Source organism: Pseudomonas sp. ZT5P21, assembly GCF_054897785.1.
On sequence record NZ_CM142705.1, the window covers coordinates 745,347 to 761,657 of the forward strand.

Annotated in this window: 10 protein-coding genes and 2 tRNA genes; 10 read left to right on the forward strand and 2 right to left on the reverse strand. The window is 59.6% G+C overall.

Annotation, left to right across the window (positions count from 1 at the left end; translation table 11 throughout):
- Positions 1–73: 73 nt before the first annotated feature.
- Entirely contained in the window at positions 74–2,008 is a 1,935-nt protein-coding gene (locus tag ACYZT9_RS03395) for a methyl-accepting chemotaxis protein (protein WP_462008571.1), read from the forward strand.
- Between the two features lie 268 nt (positions 2,009–2,276).
- On the opposite strand, the gene ACYZT9_RS03400 is transcribed toward ACYZT9_RS03395, so the two are convergent.
- Positions 2,277–2,363 (reverse strand) — tRNA-Leu (locus tag ACYZT9_RS03400).
- 164 nt (positions 2,364–2,527) lie between these two features.
- Positions 2,528–2,614, reverse strand: a tRNA-Leu gene (locus tag ACYZT9_RS03405).
- 224 nt (positions 2,615–2,838) lie between these two features.
- Here ACYZT9_RS03405 and rnr point away from each other — a divergent pair.
- The 9 genes from rnr to ACYZT9_RS03450 all read left to right on the forward strand — a co-directional run bounded on the left by rnr (position 2,839) and on the right by ACYZT9_RS03450 (position 16,272).
- The gene (gene rnr / locus ACYZT9_RS03410; protein ID WP_462008572.1) at positions 2,839–5,469 is read left to right on the forward strand and encodes a ribonuclease R; all 2,631 of its coding nucleotides are present in this window, start codon (positions 2,839–2,841) and stop codon (positions 5,467–5,469) included.
- Positions 5,466–6,233 (forward strand): 23S rRNA (guanosine(2251)-2'-O)-methyltransferase RlmB, encoded by a 768-nt coding sequence (gene rlmB, locus ACYZT9_RS03415; protein ID WP_462008573.1) that lies wholly within the window; start codon positions 5,466–5,468, stop codon positions 6,231–6,233. The genes rnr and rlmB overlap by 4 nt, the downstream gene beginning before the upstream one ends.
- Before the next feature lie 314 nt (positions 6,234–6,547).
- Positions 6,548–6,970 carry a 30S ribosomal protein S6 gene (rpsF, locus tag ACYZT9_RS03420; RefSeq protein WP_003217491.1) on the forward strand — a complete coding sequence of 141 codons (423 nt, stop codon included), beginning with the start codon at positions 6,548–6,550 and terminating at the stop codon, positions 6,968–6,970.
- A 28-nt stretch (positions 6,971–6,998) separates the two neighbouring features.
- On the forward strand, positions 6,999–7,229 hold the full coding sequence (gene rpsR, locus ACYZT9_RS03425) for a 30S ribosomal protein S18 (RefSeq protein ID WP_002551829.1): 231 nt from the start codon (positions 6,999–7,001) through the stop codon (positions 7,227–7,229).
- A 36-nt stretch (positions 7,230–7,265) separates the two neighbouring features.
- The gene (locus tag ACYZT9_RS03430; protein ID WP_462008574.1) at positions 7,266–8,159 is read left to right on the forward strand and encodes a hypothetical protein; all 894 of its coding nucleotides are present in this window, start codon (positions 7,266–7,268) and stop codon (positions 8,157–8,159) included.
- 19 nt (positions 8,160–8,178) lie between these two features.
- Positions 8,179–8,625, forward strand: coding sequence for a 50S ribosomal protein L9 (gene rplI / locus ACYZT9_RS03435; protein WP_003197251.1), 447 nt, complete (start codon positions 8,179–8,181; stop codon positions 8,623–8,625).
- Between the two features lie 120 nt (positions 8,626–8,745).
- Complete coding sequence (dnaB, locus tag ACYZT9_RS03440; RefSeq protein ID WP_462008575.1) at positions 8,746–10,140, forward strand: replicative DNA helicase; 1,395 nt, start codon at positions 8,746–8,748, stop codon at positions 10,138–10,140.
- A gap of 278 nt (positions 10,141–10,418) precedes the next feature.
- On the forward strand, positions 10,419–12,722 hold the full coding sequence (locus ACYZT9_RS03445) for a YgiQ family radical SAM protein (protein WP_462008576.1): 2,304 nt from the start codon (positions 10,419–10,421) through the stop codon (positions 12,720–12,722).
- Positions 12,723–12,996: 274 nt separating this feature from the next.
- Complete coding sequence (locus ACYZT9_RS03450; RefSeq protein ID WP_462008577.1) at positions 12,997–16,272, forward strand: transglutaminase family protein; 3,276 nt, start codon at positions 12,997–12,999, stop codon at positions 16,270–16,272.
- Positions 16,273–16,311: the final 39 nt, after the last annotated feature.

Sequence of the window (16,311 nt, forward strand, 5' to 3'; positions counted from 1 at the left end):
CTGTGATCTTCATTCAGGTGCATCGCTTCTGGCGTGCCATCAATTTAATGGCGTCAAAGCAGAGGGATATCAAGTGTCGGCAGTTCTCTCATTGTTACAAAGCCGTCTTCTACGGCCTGTGTTCGTTACCCTTGGTATCGCCCTTTTGGTGCAGGTGCTGGTGGCTGTTGCCCTGACTCGGAGCACAGTGACAGCACTGGAAGCCGATTTGGGTGTGCGCCTGGGTGCGGACAGTCAAAAACTCTCTGGCGAGCTGGAACAGGCGGGACGTGAAGTCACCTCGAGCCTGGATAATCTCTCCACCAGCACGCGTCAGCGCCTCACGGCCGGTTTGTCCTCGCGTCTGGAGGACGAGCAGGCGCAGCTGCGTGCCACGCTGGAAAAGGACCTGAAGGATTCCGCCAATGATATGGCGCAGCTCTTGGCCTCGGTGGCGCCCCGTGCCATGTGGGACAGCGACGTGCCAACCCTCTCTGAATTCGCCCGTCGGGCCCAGCGCAATCCCAATGTACTGTTCGTGGTCTATGACGACGCGACGGGTCAGCACCTGACGCGCTACCTCAACCGCGAAAACCCGATCAACAAGGCGCTTCTGGAGAAAGGCCAGGGCGAGCGCGCGCTGGATAAAGTGCTGGATGCGGCGAAGAATGATCCGTCGGTTTACTACCTCGAGGCGTCCATCAACCCTAACGGTGTGGAAATCGGCAAGGTCTTGATGGGCGTCTCCACCGCTTCTGTGGAAACCGATCTGGCGGCGCTGGACAAGCGCTTCACAGCGCTGATCGCCAGCAGTGATCAACTGGTCGGCGACAGCCTCAAAGGCGCGGCAGCTGACAGCGCCACCGCAATGCGCGCACGCCTGACGTCCGCTCAGTCCACCGCTTCTGAAATGAAAGCCAATACCACCAGCACCGTGCAGGAAGCCGCGGCGACCTTGCGCTGGCGCATTGGCATGGGCCTGGCCTTGGTGGGTTGCGGCGTGTTGCTGTTGCTGGCCGTGGTCTTGGGTCGTCGTGTGGTCAACCGCTTGAAGATGCTGATTGCCGCGATGGACGACCTGGCGGCAGGCGAGGGTGATTTGACCAAGCGCGTGCAAATCAACAGCAAGGATGAAATTGGCGACATGGCCTCGGCGGTCAATCGCTTTGTGGATAAGTTGCAACCGATCGTGCGTGAAGCGGGTGATGTGGCTCAGCGCACGGGCGTTGAAATCGGCGCCATGACCCTGCGTAACGCCGGCGCTGATGCGGCAGCGGGCATGCAGCGTGACGAGGTTGCCGAGAGCCTGCGTGCGTTGTCGCAAATGGCTGATGAGGCGCAGTCTGAAAGTCATGCGATGCAGGCGGCCTTGCAGCAGGTGGTGGACATTCGTTCGGCCACCGATGAAAACACTCGGACCTCGGCGAAAGTCGGCAGCCTGATCGAAGCGCTGGCCGGGCAGGTCGATACGGGTGCGAAAGTCATCGAGCGGCTGGCGCAGCAGAGTGAGCAGATTGAAGTGGTGTTGACCGTGATTCACGGGATCGCCGAGCAGACCAACCTGCTGGCGTTGAACGCTGCCATCGAAGCGGCGCGTGCCGGTGAAACGGGTCGTGGCTTTGCCGTGGTAGCGGACGAAGTGCGCGCGCTGGCGAGCAAGACCCAGAGTTCCACAGGCGACATTCAGGCGCACATCGTGGCCTTGCAACAAGGGGCGCGTGAGGCGGTGGCAGCGATTGGTCAGGCCGGGCGTCAGGCCAACGAAGGTCTACTGGTATTGCGTGACAGTGCGCGGTTGCAGCAATCCGTGCAGGTGTCGGTCGAACAGGTGCATGCGGCAATTGGTCTGGCGACGCAGGCAGCAGCGCATCAGGCTCAGGGCGCGCAGGCGGTGCGGGGTCGGGTTGAGACCATTCATGCGCAGGCTGAGAAAGCGGCTCAGGCGGTGGTAGAGACCACGGCGAGCGGCAAGGTGCTGGACGGGTTGGCGGCGCAGTTGAAGGCGAGCCTGGGGCAGTTCAGGGCTTGATGGGTTGTTTGGGTCGGCCTCTTCACGAGCAAGCCCGCTCCCACATTCGAACGCATTCCATCTGGAGTATCGCGGTCTAATGTGGGAGCGGGCTTGCTCGCGAAGAGGGAGAGTCAGTCAACATTGATGTAGCTGAGACACCGCTTTCGCGAGCAAGCCCGCTCCCACAGGGATTGCGCTTGACTGGAGATTTTTTAAAGGCCAGAAACGCAAAAACCCGCTTTCGCGGGTTTCTGTGAAATTCAAGATCGTGACCTTGAATTTGAATTGGTGCCCAGAAGAAGACTCGAACTTCCACGACCTTGCGGTCACCAGCACCTGAAGCTGGCGTGTCTACCAATTTCACCATCTGGGCATTATCTTCAGCGTTTCCGCCGTTGATGTGGCGCACTATACGGAGAGCGTTTTGATCTGTAAACCCCTGATTTGGTTTTAATAAATCAGATGCTGGAATGCAAAAAACCCGCTTTCGCGGGTTTTGTGTGAGCCTTGAAATTGTTCTAATCTCAAGCTCGAAATTGGTGCCCAGAAGAAGACTCGAACTTCCACGACCTTGCGGTCACCAGCACCTGAAGCTGGCGTGTCTACCAATTTCACCATCTGGGCAATATCGGCAACGTCTCCGTCGTCGATGGCGCGCACTATACGGAGCGTGTTTTTAACTGTAAACCCCTGGCATTAAAAAAACCTGAAAAATATTACCAGTGGCATTCAAGTAAGCTTTGCGGTGTCGATAAAGGGCTTTAGATGGGCTCTCACAGCCTGAAATTTCCCGTTTCATTAAGCCTATGCCAAACTAACCCGCATATAGACAAGGTGAAAACTCTCTAATGGCCGATTGGCAGTCCCTCGATCCCGAGGCCGCTCGTGAAGCGGAAAAATACGAAAACCCTATTCCTAGCCGCGAACTGATCCTTCAGCACCTTGCTGATCGGGGTTCGCCTGCTAACCGCGAGCAACTGGTCGAAGAGTTTGGTCTGACCACAGAGGACCAGATCGAAGCCCTGCGCCGCCGCCTGCGCGCCATGGAGCGCGATGCGCAGCTTATTTACACGCGTCGCGGCACGTATGCGCCGGTGGACAAGCTTGACTTGATCCTGGGCCGCATCAGCGGTCACCGTGACGGCTTCGGCTTCCTGGTCCCGGATGACGGCAGTGACGATTTGTTCATGAGCCCTGCGCAAATGCGACTGGTGTTCGATGGCGACCGAGCCCTGGCCCGTGTTTCCGGTCTTGACCGTCGCGGTCGCCGTGAAGGCATGATCGTCGAAGTGGTCTCCCGCGCTCACGAAACCATCGTCGGCCGTTACTTCGAAGAGGGCGGCATCGGCTTTGTCGTCGCGGACAATCCGAAAATCCAGCAGGAAGTGCTGGTCACGCCGGGTCGCAATGCCAACGCGAAGATCGGTCAGTTCGTCGAAGTGAAGATTACTCACTGGCCGACGCCACGCTTCCAGCCGCAAGGCGACGTGGTCGAAGTCGTGGGTAACTACATGGCGCCGGGCATGGAAATCGATATCGCCCTGCGCACTTACGATATCCCGCACGTCTGGCCTGAGGCCGTGCTGAAAGAAGCCGCCAAACTCAAGCCGGAAGTTGAAGAAAAAGACAAAGAGAAGCGCATTGACCTGCGTCATCTGCCGTTCGTCACCATCGACGGTGAAGATGCGCGCGACTTTGATGACGCGGTCTACTGCGAAGCCAAACCGGGCAAACTGCGCCTGTTCTCCGGCGGCTGGAAGTTGTACGTGGCGATTGCCGACGTCTCCAGCTACGTGAAGATCGGCTCGGCGCTGGACAACGAATCCCAGGTTCGCGGCAACTCCGTTTACTTCCCGGAGCGCGTGGTGCCGATGCTGCCTGAGCAGCTGTCCAACGGCCTGTGCTCGCTGAACCCGCACGTCGATCGCCTGGCGATGGTCTGCGAAATGACTATCTCCAAATCCGGCGAGATGACCGATTACTGCTTCTACGAAGCGGTGATCCACTCCCATGCCCGTCTGACCTACAACAAGGTCAGCTCGATGCTGGAGACGCCGAAACTCACCGAGGCGCGTCAGCTTCGCGGCGAGTACAACGACGTTCTGCCGCACCTCAAGCAGCTTTACGCACTGTACAAAGTGCTGTTGGCCGCTCGTCACGTGCGTGGCGCGATCGATTTCGAAACGCAGGAAACCCGAATCATCTTCGGGACCGAGCGCAAGATTGCCGAAATCCGTCCGACCGTGCGTAACGATGCGCACAAGCTGATCGAGGAATGCATGCTGGCGGCCAACGTAGCCACGGCGGAATTCCTGAAGAAACACGAAATCCCAGCGTTGTATCGCGTTCACGATGGTCCGCCGCCGGAGCGTCTGGAAAAGCTGCGCGCCTTCCTCGGCGAGCTCGGCCTGTCCCTGCACAAAGGCAAGGACGGCCCGTCGCCGAAGGATTACCAGGCTTTGCTGGCAAGCATCAAGGACCGTCCGGATTTTCATCTGATCCAGACTGTCATGCTGCGCTCGCTGAGCCAGGCGGTGTACAGCGCTGATAACCAGGGCCACTTCGGCCTGAATTACGAAGCCTATACCCACTTCACCTCACCGATCCGCCGCTACCCGGACTTGCTCACGCACCGGGCGATCCGCAGCGTCATCCACTCGAAAATGGACACCCCGCACGTTCGCCGTGCTGGCGCGATGACCATTCCGAAGGCGCGCATCTATCCTTACGACGAAGCGGCCCTGGAGCAGCTCGGCGAGCAGTGCTCGATGAGCGAGCGCCGTGCCGACGAAGCGACCCGCGACGTAGTGAACTGGCTCAAATGCGAGTTCATGAAAGATCGCGTGGGCGAGTCGTTCCCGGGTGTGATCACAGCCGTGACCGGTTTCGGCCTGTTCGTCGAGCTGACCGACATCTACGTCGAAGGCCTGGTGCACGTCACGGCGCTGCCGGGCGATTACTACCACTTCGATCCTGTGCATCACCGCTTGGCCGGTGAGCGTACCGGTCGCAGCTTCCGACTTGGCGACACCGTGGAAGTGCGCGTGATGCGCGTCGACCTCGATGAGCGCAAGATCGACTTCGAGATGGCTGAAAAAACCATCAGCGCGCCGATCGGTCGCAAGAAGCGTGGAACTGAAAAAGCTGAGCCGGCCGCCAAATCGGCTGCTAAAACCGCCGCAGAACCGGCACCGGCGAAAACCGGTCGTCGTCCTGCCAAGGAAAAGGCTGTCGAAGCTTATCGCCCGAGCGATGCCGCGGCAAAAAATGCCGAGCTGCGCAAAAGCCGTGAACTGAAGCAGGCGTTGCTGTCTGAAGCGAAAAGCGGTGGTAAAGCGGCGTCTGGGGGAAAGACCGGACGGTCGGCGCCTGACAAGGCTCCCGGCAGCAAACCGAGCAAGCACCGTAAAGGCCCGCCAAAAGCGGGTTCCGCTCCAGCCAAAAGCGGCGGGGCGCGTAAACCTAAGGCCAAGTCATGAGTCAGTTGGAGAAAATCTACGGCGTGCATGCGGTAGAAGCATTGCTGCGTCACCACCCGAAACGCGTCAAGCAGATCTGGCTGGCGGAAGGTCGCAGTGATCCGCGCGTTCAAACGCTGATCGAGCTGGCTGCCGAAAACCGCGTGGCCGTCGGCAATGCCGAGCGTCGCGAGCTGGATGCCTGGGTTGAAGGCGTGCACCAGGGCGTGGTGGCGGATGTGAGTCCGAGCCAGGTCTGGGGCGAAGCAATGCTCGACGAACTGCTCGATCGCACCGAAGGTGCACCGCTGCTGCTGGTGCTCGACGGCGTGACCGATCCGCACAACCTTGGTGCCTGCCTGCGCTCGGCCGATGCGGCCGGTGCGCTGGCGGTGATCGTGCCGAAAGACAAGTCCGCCACGCTGACCCCGACGGTACGAAAAGTCGCTTGTGGCGCGGCGGAAGTGATTCCGTTGGTCGCCGTGACTAACCTGGCGCGCACTTTGGAAAAACTCAAGCAGCGCGGCTTGTGGGTCGTCGGTACGGCGGGCGAGGCTGAGCAAAGTCTGTATCAGCAAGACATGACCGGCCCGACCATCCTGATCATGGGTGCGGAGGGCAGCGGCATGCGTCGTTTGACTCGCGATCTTTGCGACTACCTGGTGCACCTGCCGATGACCGGCAGCGTCAGCAGTCTCAACGTGTCCGTTGCGACGGGCGTTTGTCTGTTCGAGGCTCAGCGCCAGCGCAGCGTCAAAGCCGCCGGGGCCGCTAAAAAGTCTTAAGTTGGTTGTAATCCCTGTGGGAGCGAGCTTGCTCGCGATAGCGGAGTAACATTCAGCATCAGTGTTGAATGTTGCGCCCTCATCGCGAGCAAGCTCGCTCCCACAGTGGTTTGTGGCGGGGCGAAAATTTGTGGATGAACGAACTGTTCAAATAATCACCAATTGCCTTGCGCCTCTTCCGTCCCTTCTCTACAATTGCGCCCCTTGCTGTGACGGCAGGCACGCATGTGTCTATCGCAAGCAAGTCCATAAGTGTCATTCACTCCTTGTCTGACCGCTTTTGAGCGGCAGGCTACAACCCGTAAGGAGCATTCATGCGTCATTACGAAATCATCTTTTTGGTCCACCCGGATCAAAGCGAGCAAGTCGGCGGCATGGTTGAGCGTTACACCAAGCTGATCGAAGAAGACGGCGGCAAAATCCACCGTCTGGAAGATTGGGGCCGTCGTCAACTGGCCTACGCAATCAACAATGTTCACAAGGCTCACTACGTGATGCTGAACGTTGAGTGCACTGGCAAGGCCCTGGCCGAGCTGGAAGACAACTTCCGCTACAACGATGCAGTGATCCGTAACCTGGTCATCCGTCGCGAAGAAGCCGTTACCGGCCAATCCGAGATGCTCAAGGCTGAAGAAAACCGCAGTGAGCGCCGTGAGCGTCGCGACCGTCCTGAGCACGAAGGCGCTGAAAGCGCTGATAGTGATGACAGCGACAACAGCGATAACGCTGACGAGTAATCCACGGACCTTTTAAGGAGCCTATCAAATGGCACGTTTCTTCCGTCGTCGTAAATTCTGCCGCTTCACCGCTGAAGACGTGAAAGAGATCGATTACAAAGATCTCAACACTCTGAAAGCATACGTATCCGAGACCGGCAAAATCGTTCCAAGCCGCATCACCGGTACCAAAGCACGTTATCAGCGTCAGCTGGCCACCGCTATCAAGCGCGCCCGCTTCCTGGCCCTGCTGGCCTACACCGACAGCCACGGCCGCTGAGACCGGGCAGTCGACTCGTAGCAAAGGATTGAATGCATGCGCGCCATAGCTGAGTTCATCATGCGAGGCCGTATGCAGGCCACTCTCGTAGTGGCTGGATGCGCGGCATTGCCGTTGTTGTATTGGTTGGGTGCTGCCGCGGGATGCTTTGTGCTCCTGCGGCGCGGATTGAAGGACGCGTCGAGCGTTCTTGCTCTGGGATTGCTGCCGGCATTGATCTGGTGGCTTTACGCCGATGACCCACGCTCACTTCTGGTGTTGCTGGGGTCTTGGAGCCTTGCGTTGGTTTTGCGCGCAAGCGAGTCCTGGAACCGCGTGCTGCTGGTCAGCATAGCGATGGGAGTGGTGTTTTCAGTGGTGCTGGGGACGGTTTTTGCTCCCCAAATCGAGATGCTGGCGCAGGCTTTGATAAAAGTCATGCCGTCGCTCCTCGGTGATGTCTACCAGAAGTTGTCGGTAGATGAGCAAGCGCATTTTGCGTCTCTGATTGCACCGGTCCTGACCGGCCTGATTGCGGCTTTGTTGCAAATCGTCAGTGTGCTGAGCCTGATTGTCGGGCGCTACTGGCAGGCGTTGTTGTACAACCCGGGTGGTTTTGGTCGCGAGTTTCGCGCCATCCGCTTCCCGCTGGGGCTGGCGATGTTACTGCTGGCGTTCATGCTTCTGGGGCCGAACATCGGCCCGCAGATGGCCATGTTGACGCCGTTGTGCAGTGTACCGCTGGTGTTCGCCGGGCTGGCCCTGATTCATGGGCTGGTGGCGCAAAAGCGACTGGCCAGGTTCTGGCTGGTGGGGTTGTACGTCACGTTGTTGCTGTTCATGCAGCTGATCTATCCGTTGCTGGTGGTCTTGGCCATCGTCGACAGCCTGATTGATTTTCGCGGTCGTTCGGCGCCGAAAGACGTCGATAGCGCGAACGGTGAAGGTTAAAAGTTAAGAGGATTTTCACATGCAACTGATCCTTCTGGAAAAAGTCACCAACCTGGGCAACCTGGGTGACAAAGTGAACGTTAAGGCTGGTTACGGTCGTAACTACCTGCTGCCTTACGGCAAAGCTACCGCTGCGACCGCTGCCAACCTGGCTGCGTTCGAAGAGCGTCGCGCTGAGCTGGAAAAAGCCGCAGCAGACCGTAAAACTTCGGCTGAAAGCCGTGCCGCCCAACTGGCTGAGCTGGAAGTGACTATCACTGCCACCGCTGGTGACGAAGGCAAGCTGTTCGGTTCGATCGGTACTCACGACATCGCTGATGCACTGACCGCCTCTGGCGTCGAAGTTGCAAAAAGCGAAGTTCGTCTGCCGAACGGCACCATCCGCAACGTAGGCGAATTCGACGTAGCCGTGCACCTGCACGCCGAAGTTGAAGCCACCGTACGCGTTGTCGTGGTAGCAGCTTAAGCAGCACTTGTCGGCTGGCACCCTTGGGTGCTTGTCGGTAACATCGGGCACGATCCTGTTTACAGGTCGTGCCCTTTGTCTTTCTGAACCCCCTGCTTTTCCTAAATAAACCAAGTGGCCATGAACGATATCTCCGCTCCCGAGCAATATGATCTGCAAACCGCTTCCCTGAAGGTCCCTCCGCATTCCATCGAGGCCGAACAGGCCGTGCTCGGTGGTTTGATGCTGGACAACAACGCCTGGGAACGTGTGCTCGATCAAGTCTCCGACGGCGATTTTTATCGGCATGACCACCGCCTGATCTTCCGCGCGATTGCCAAGCTCGCCGAGCAGAACTCCCCGATCGACGTCGTGACCCTTGCCGAGCAATTGGACAAGGAAGGTCAGACGTCGCAGGTCGGTGGCCTTGGTTACCTCGGTGAGCTGGCGAAAAACACGCCGTCCGTCGCCAACATCAAGGCCTATGCGCAGATTGTCCGCGCACGGGCGACGCTGCGGCAGTTGATCGGCATCGCTACCGAGATTGCCGACAGCGCCTTCAACCCGGAAGGCCGCACCGCTGAAGAGATTCTCGACGAAGCCGAACGGCAGATCTTCCAGATCGCCGAGGCCCGGCCTAAAACCGGCGGCCCGGTGAGCGTGAATGACCTGCTGACCAAGGCTATTGACCGCATCGACACCTTGTTCAACACCGACAACGCCATCACTGGCTTGTCGACCGGTTACACCGACCTCGACGAGAAGACCAGTGGCTTGCAGCCAGCCGACCTGATAATCGTCGCCGGCCGTCCGTCCATGGGTAAAACCACCTTTGCGATGAACCTGGTGGAAAACGCCGTGTTGCGCAGCGACAAGTGCGTGCTGGTGTACTCGCTCGAGATGCCAGGTGAATCGCTGATCATGCGTATGTTGTCGTCCCTGGGTCGTATTGACCAGACCAAGGTCCGTGCCGGCCGCCTGGATGACGACGATTGGCCGCGCCTGACGTCGGCGGTCAACCTGCTGAACGATCGCAAGTTGTTCATCGACGATACGGCGGGCATCAGCCCTTCGGAAATGCGCGCGCGGACCCGGCGTCTGGTGCGTGAACACGGCGACGTCGCCTTGATCATGATCGACTACCTGCAATTGATGCAGATTCCGGGTTCCGGTGGTGACAACCGGACCAACGAGATTTCCGAGATCTCCCGTTCCTTGAAGGCCCTGGCCAAGGAATTCAACTGCCCGGTGGTGGCGTTGTCCCAGCTCAACCGCTCCCTGGAGCAACGACCGAACAAACGGCCGATCAACTCCGACCTCCGGGAATCCGGAGCGATCGAGCAGGACGCCGACGTCATCATGTTCGTGTACCGGGATGAGGTTTATCACCCGGAAACCGAGCACAAGGGCATCGCCGAGATCATTATCGGCAAGCAGCGGAACGGTCCGATCGGTACGTCGCGACTGGCGTTCATCGGCAAGTACACCCGTTTCGAAAACCTGGCGCCGGGTAGTTACAACTTCGACGACGAGTAAGCTATGCAGGGATTTTGTGGCGAGGGAGCTTGCTCCCGCTCGACTGCGCAGCAATCGCAAACCCAGAAACAGCGGTCTATCTGAAAAATATCGGTCGCAGTTTTTGGGGCCGCTTCGCAGCCCAGCGGGAGCAAGCTCCCTCGCCACAGGGGGTTGCATGTTTTCAGGAGCTTTGCGCCAAACAGCGTCCGTAATTTCCGACCATGGTCGTCGGAATTGGTCATTTTTTGTGCTATATTCCGCGCCCGCGATTTTTCATCTCAACACCGGTCACCGTCATGCAAACAGCCAAGCCGTTATTTGACTATCCCAAGTACTGGGCCGAATGTTTCGGCCCGGCGCCATTCCTGCCGATGAGCAGGGAGGAGATGGATCAGCTTGGCTGGGATTCCTGCGACATCATCATCGTCACCGGTGATGCCTACGTTGACCATCCGTCGTTCGGCATGGCGATCATCGGCCGGCTGCTGGAGGCTCAGGGCTTCCGCGTCGGGATCATTGCCCAGCCGAACTGGCAGTCCAAAGACGACTTCATGAAGCTCGGCGAGCCGAACCTGTTCTTCGGCGTCGCGGCCGGCAACATGGATTCGATGATCAACCGCTACACCGCCGACAAGAAAATCCGTTCGGACGACGCCTACACCCCCGGTGGCCTGGCGGGCAAACGTCCGGACCGCGCGAGTTTGGTCTATAGCCAGCGCTGTAAGGAAGCCTACAAAAATGTGCCGATCGTGCTTGGTGGCATCGAAGCTTCCCTGCGCCGCATCGCCCATTACGATTACTGGCAGGACCGGGTGCGCAACTCGATCCTGATCGACGCCTGCGCCGACATCCTGCTCTACGGCAACGCCGAGCGTGCGATCGTCGAAGTCGCCCAGCGTCTGTCCTACGGTCAAAAGATCGAAGACATCACCGATGTGCGTGGCACCGCGTTCATCCGTCGTGATACGCCGAAAGACTGGTATGAAGTCGATTCCACGCGTATCGATCGTCCGGGCAAGGTCGACAAGATCATCAACCCGTACGTCAACACTCAGGACACTCAGGCCTGCGCGATCGAGCAGGAAAAAGGTCCCGTTGAAGACCCGAGCGAAGCCAAGGTCGTGCAGATTCTGGCCAGCCCACGGATGACCCGCGACAAGACCGTCATTCGTCTGCCGTCGGTTGAAAAAGTTCGTGGCGACGCGGTGCTTTACGCTCACGCCAACCGCGTGCTGCACCTGGAAACCAACCCCGGCAACGCCCGCGCGTTGGTGCAGAAGCACGGCGAAGTCGATGTCTGGTTCAACCCGCCGCCGATTCCGATGACCACCGAAGAAATGGACTACGTGTTCGGCATGCCTTACGCACGTGTCCCGCACCCGGCGTACGGCAAGGAAAAAATCCCGGCCTACGACATGATCCGTTTCTCGGTGAACATCATGCGTGGCTGCTTTGGCGGCTGCACCTTCTGCTCGATTACCGAGCACGAAGGGCGGATCATCCAGAACCGGTCCGAAGAGTCGATCATTCGCGAGATCGAAGAGATTCGCGACAAGGTCCCAGGCTTCACCGGTGTCATCTCCGACCTCGGCGGCCCGACCGCGAACATGTACCGTATCGCCTGCAAGAGCCCGGAAATCGAATCCGCCTGCCGCAAGCCGTCGTGCGTGTTCCCTGGCATTTGCCCCAACCTGAACACTGACCACTCGTCGCTGATCCAGCTGTATCGCAGCGCCCGTGCGTTGCCGGGGGTGAAGAAAATCCTGATCGCTTCCGGTCTTCGCTACGACCTCGCGGTCGAGTCACCGGAATACGTCAAGGAACTGGTGACCCACCACGTCGGCGGTTACCTGAAGATCGCCCCGGAACACACCGAGGAAGGTCCGCTCAACCAGATGATGAAACCGGGCATCGGCAGCTATGACAAGTTCAAGCGCATGTTCGAGAAGTACACCAAGGAAGCCGGGAAAGAGCAGTACCTGATTCCGTACTTCATCGCTGCCCACCCGGGCACCACCGACGAAGACATGATGAACCTGGCCCTCTGGCTCAAGGCCAACGGTTTCCGCGCCGACCAGGTTCAGGCGTTCTACCCGTCGCCGATGGCCACCGCCACGGCGATGTACCACTCGGGCAAGAACCCGCTGCGCAAAGTCACTTACAAGAGCGACGGCGTGACCATCGTCAAGAGCGAAGAGCAGCGTCGTCTGCACAAGGCATTCTTGCGCTATCACGACCCGAAAGGCTGGCCGATGCTGCGCGAAGCGTTGACGCGCATGGGCCGCGCCGACCTGATCGGGCCGGGCAAGAGTCAGTTGATCCCGCTTCATCAGCCGGCGACCGACAGCTATCAGAGCGCCCGTCGCAAGAATTCGACACCCGCCGGTAGCCACAAAGTGGCCGGTGAGAAAACCACCAAGATCCTGACCCAGCACACCGGCCTGCCACCGCGCGCCAGCGATGGCGGTAATCCTTGGGACAAGCGCGAGCAGGCCAAGGCAGCGGCATTCGCCCGCAACCAGCAGGCGGCCAAGGAGCGCAAGGATGCAGCCAAAGGCAAAGGGCCAAAGCCGGCGCGCAAGCCGGTCGTGCCGCGCTAAGCCTGGCTTGAACTGAACAGAACGCCAACCCTCGGGTTGGCGTTTTGCGTTTCTGAACCAAAGAAAGCCGGGGGCTTGCTCGCGAAGAGGCCGGTAATGGCGGCGACTATTCAACTGAATGCCACAAATCCGTGCAACTCCCTCAAACCAAATTCCCGCATCGCCCGGATTTGGTGCTGTACTGCCCTAAGCAAACGATGAAAGCGTGAGCGCCACGGGATGGCATAAGTCTTGCGCGCTTTCTAATACGCTTAAGGCTCGCAGGAGGCACGCCGTGTCGATACATGTCGCATTGCACCACGTCACGCATTACCGCTACGACCGCGCCGTCGAGCTCGGGCCTCAGATCGTTCGCCTGCGCCCGGCCGCCCACAGTCGCACGCGGATACTGTCTTACGCGCTGAAAGTCTCGCCCGAGCAGCATTTCATCAACTGGCAGCAAGACCCCCAAGGCAATTACCTGGCGCGGTTGGTGTTCCCGGAGAAAACCGACGAACTGCGGATCGAGGTTGATCTGCTGGCAGAGATGGCGGTGTTCAATCCGTTCGACTTCTTCCTTGAGCCTTACGCGGAAAAGATCCCTTTCGCCTACGCGGCGGACGAGCGCAAGGAGCTGGCGCCGTACCTGGAAACCTTGCCCCTGACGCCGAAGTTCAAGGCCTATCTGGCCGGCATCGACCGCACGCCACTGCCGAGCGTGGATTTTCTGGTGGCGCTCAATCAGCGCCTGAGCGAAGACATTGGCTATCTGATCCGCATGGAACCGGGCGTGCAGACCCCCGAACATACCCTTGAACATGCCTCCGGTTCCTGCCGCGATTCCGCGTGGCTGCTGGTGCAACTGCTGCGCAACCTTGGGCTGGCGGCGCGTTTCGTCTCCGGTTATCTGATTCAACTGACTGCCGACGTTAAAAGTCTCGACGGACCTTCTGGCACCGAAGTGGACTTCACGGACCTACACGCCTGGTGCGAGGTTTATTTGCCCGGTGCGGGCTGGATCGGCCTGGACGCGACGTCGGGGCTGTTCGCCGGTGAAGGACACATTCCGTTGGCGTGTAGTCCCGATCCGGGCTCTGCGGCACCGATCAGTGGCCTGGTGGAACCGTGCGAGTGCGAATTCACCCACGTAATGTCCGTGGAGCGGATTTGGGAGGCGCCGCGAGTCACCAAGCCTTACACCGAAGATCAATGGCTGGCGATCCAGGCGCTGGGCCGGCAGATCGATGCCGACCTGCTGGAAGGCGACGTCCGCCTGACCATGGGCGGGGAGCCGACCTTCGTCTCCATCGACGATCCGGACGGCGCCGAGTGGAACACCGCCGCGCTCGGGCCGGACAAGCGTCGTCTGTCCGCCGAACTGTTCCAGCGCATGCGCAAACGTTACGCGCCCAAGGGCCTGGTGCATTTCGGTCAAGGCAAGTGGTACCCCGGCGAACAACTGCCACGCTGGTCGCTCAATTGCTACTGGCGGCGGGATGGCGTACCGATCTGGCACAACAGCGCGCTGATTGCCGATGAGCAAGAAGACTACGGCGCCGATGGCGAGTTGGCCGGGCGCTTTGTGGCGAGTGTCGCCGAACGCCTAAAAATTCCGACACGTTTTGTGTTTCCGGCCTACGAAGACAATTTCTATTACCTCTGGCGCGAAGGCACATTGCCGCAGAACGTCAGCGCCGAAGACTCACGCCTGGATGAGCCGCTGGAGCGTGCGCGCCTGCGCAAAGTCTTCAGTCAGGGGCTGGATAAAGTGATCGGCCAGGTCCTGCCGCTGGCGCGCACCGCCAAGGGGGATCAATGGCAGAGCGGTCGCTGGTACCTGCGTGACGATCACTGCCGATTGGTGCCGGGGGATTCGCCGCTGGGGTATCGCTTGCCACTGGGGTCGCAGCCTTGGGTGAAAGCTGCCGAGTATCCGTTCATCTACCCCAACGACCCCAACCAGGAATTCCCGGCACTTCCAGACACCCTTGCATTGAACAGTCCTGGAGCAGCGGCAGAAACGGTCGAGCGGGATCTGGAGGTCGACGAATCCGCCGACTGGCTGACCCGCACCGCGTTCTGCGCCGAGGCGCGGGAAGGGCGTTTGTATCTGTTCATGCCACCGTTGGAGCGAGTCGAAGACTATCTTGAACTGGTCACAGCGATCGAAGCCACGGCGCAGGAGTTGCATTGCCCGGTGTTGCTGGAAGGCTATGAGCCGCCGAGCGATCCGCGCCTGAGCAACTTCCGCATCACTCCGGACCCGGGCGTGATCGAAGTCAACGTGCAGCCGTCCGCCACGTGGGACGAACTGGTCGAACGCACCGAGTTTCTGTACGAAGAGGCGCGCCAGACGCGACTGACCACCGAGAAATTCATGATCGATGGTCGACACACCGGCACCGGTGGCGGTAACCATTTCGTACTGGGTGGCGCGACACCGGCTGACTCACCCTTTCTGCGCCGCCCCGATTTGCTGCGCAGCCTGATCAGTTACTGGCATAACCATCCGTCCTTGTCCTACCTGTTTTCCGGATTGTTCATCGGCCCGACGTCCCAGGCGCCGCGTGTGGACGAGGCGCGCAATGATTCGCTGTACGAGCTGGAGATCGCCTTTGCCCAAATGCCGGAACCGGGCGAAGAGTGCGCACCGTGGCGGGTGGATCGACTGTTGCGTAATCTGCTGATCGACGTGACGGGCAACACCCACCGTGCCGAGTTCTGCATCGACAAGCTGTATTCACCGGACGGCGCGACGGGGCGCCTTGGCTTGCTCGAGTTGCGTGCATTTGAAATGCCACCGCATGCGCGCATGAGCCTGGTCCAGCAGTTGTTGCTGCGAGCGCTGGTCGCGCGATTCTGGCGCGAGCCTTATGCGCCGCCGAAACTGGCGCGCTGGGGTACACAATTGCACGACCGGTTCCTGTTGCCGCATTTTATCGAGCAGGATTTCGCCGACGTCATCGTGGATCTCAACGCTTCGGGTTATCCGGTGCGGGCCGAGTGGTTTGCGGCGCACCTGGAGTTCCGTTTTCCCAAGGTTGGCGATTACGCGGTCAGCGGCATCGAGCTGGAAGTGCGTCAGGCGCTGGAGCCGTGGCATGTGCTGGGCGAGGAGGGCGCGGTTGGCGGTACGGTGCGGTATGTGGATTCGTCTCTGGAACGTCTACAGGTCAAACTCACCGGCCTGTCGCCGCAGCGTTATTTGCTGACGTGCAACGGCGTTCCGGTGCCTTTGCAGTCCACCGGACGGGTTGGCGAATTCGTGGCCGGCGTGCGTTTCCGCGCCTGGCAACCGGCGAACTGCCTGCAACCGACCATCCCGGTCCATGCGCCGCTGGTGTTTGATTTGCTTGATACCTGGATGCAGCGTTCGCTGGGAGGGTGTCAGTACCACGTCGCTCATCCGGGCGGGCGCAACTACGACAGTTTGCCGGTGAATGCCAATGAGGCTGAGAGCCGGCGAATGGCGCGTTTCTTCCGCATCGGACACAGCCCTGGGAAACTTCCTATACCGATTCTGGAAATCAACGACGAGCTGCCGTCGACTCTCGATTTGCGACGTTACTAAACCGTACGCGACGCTCGGATTTTTCGTCTATCCGGGCGT

Coding starts and splice junctions, on each gene's coding strand:
- rpsR (WP_002551829.1), top strand. CDS start 6,999: ATGGCACGTTTCTTCCGTCGTCGTAAATTCTGCCGCTTCACCGCTGAA.
- rlmB (WP_462008573.1), top strand. CDS start 5,466: ATGAGTCAGTTGGAGAAAATCTACGGCGTGCATGCGGTAGAAGCATTG.
- ACYZT9_RS03430 (WP_462008574.1), top strand. CDS start 7,266: ATGCGCGCCATAGCTGAGTTCATCATGCGAGGCCGTATGCAGGCCACT.
- rnr (WP_462008572.1), top strand. CDS start 2,839: ATGGCCGATTGGCAGTCCCTCGATCCCGAGGCCGCTCGTGAAGCGGAA.
- dnaB (WP_462008575.1), top strand. CDS start 8,746: ATGAACGATATCTCCGCTCCCGAGCAATATGATCTGCAAACCGCTTCC.
- rplI (WP_003197251.1), top strand. CDS start 8,179: ATGCAACTGATCCTTCTGGAAAAAGTCACCAACCTGGGCAACCTGGGT.
- ACYZT9_RS03445 (WP_462008576.1), top strand. CDS start 10,419: ATGCAAACAGCCAAGCCGTTATTTGACTATCCCAAGTACTGGGCCGAA.
- rpsF (WP_003217491.1), top strand. CDS start 6,548: ATGCGTCATTACGAAATCATCTTTTTGGTCCACCCGGATCAAAGCGAG.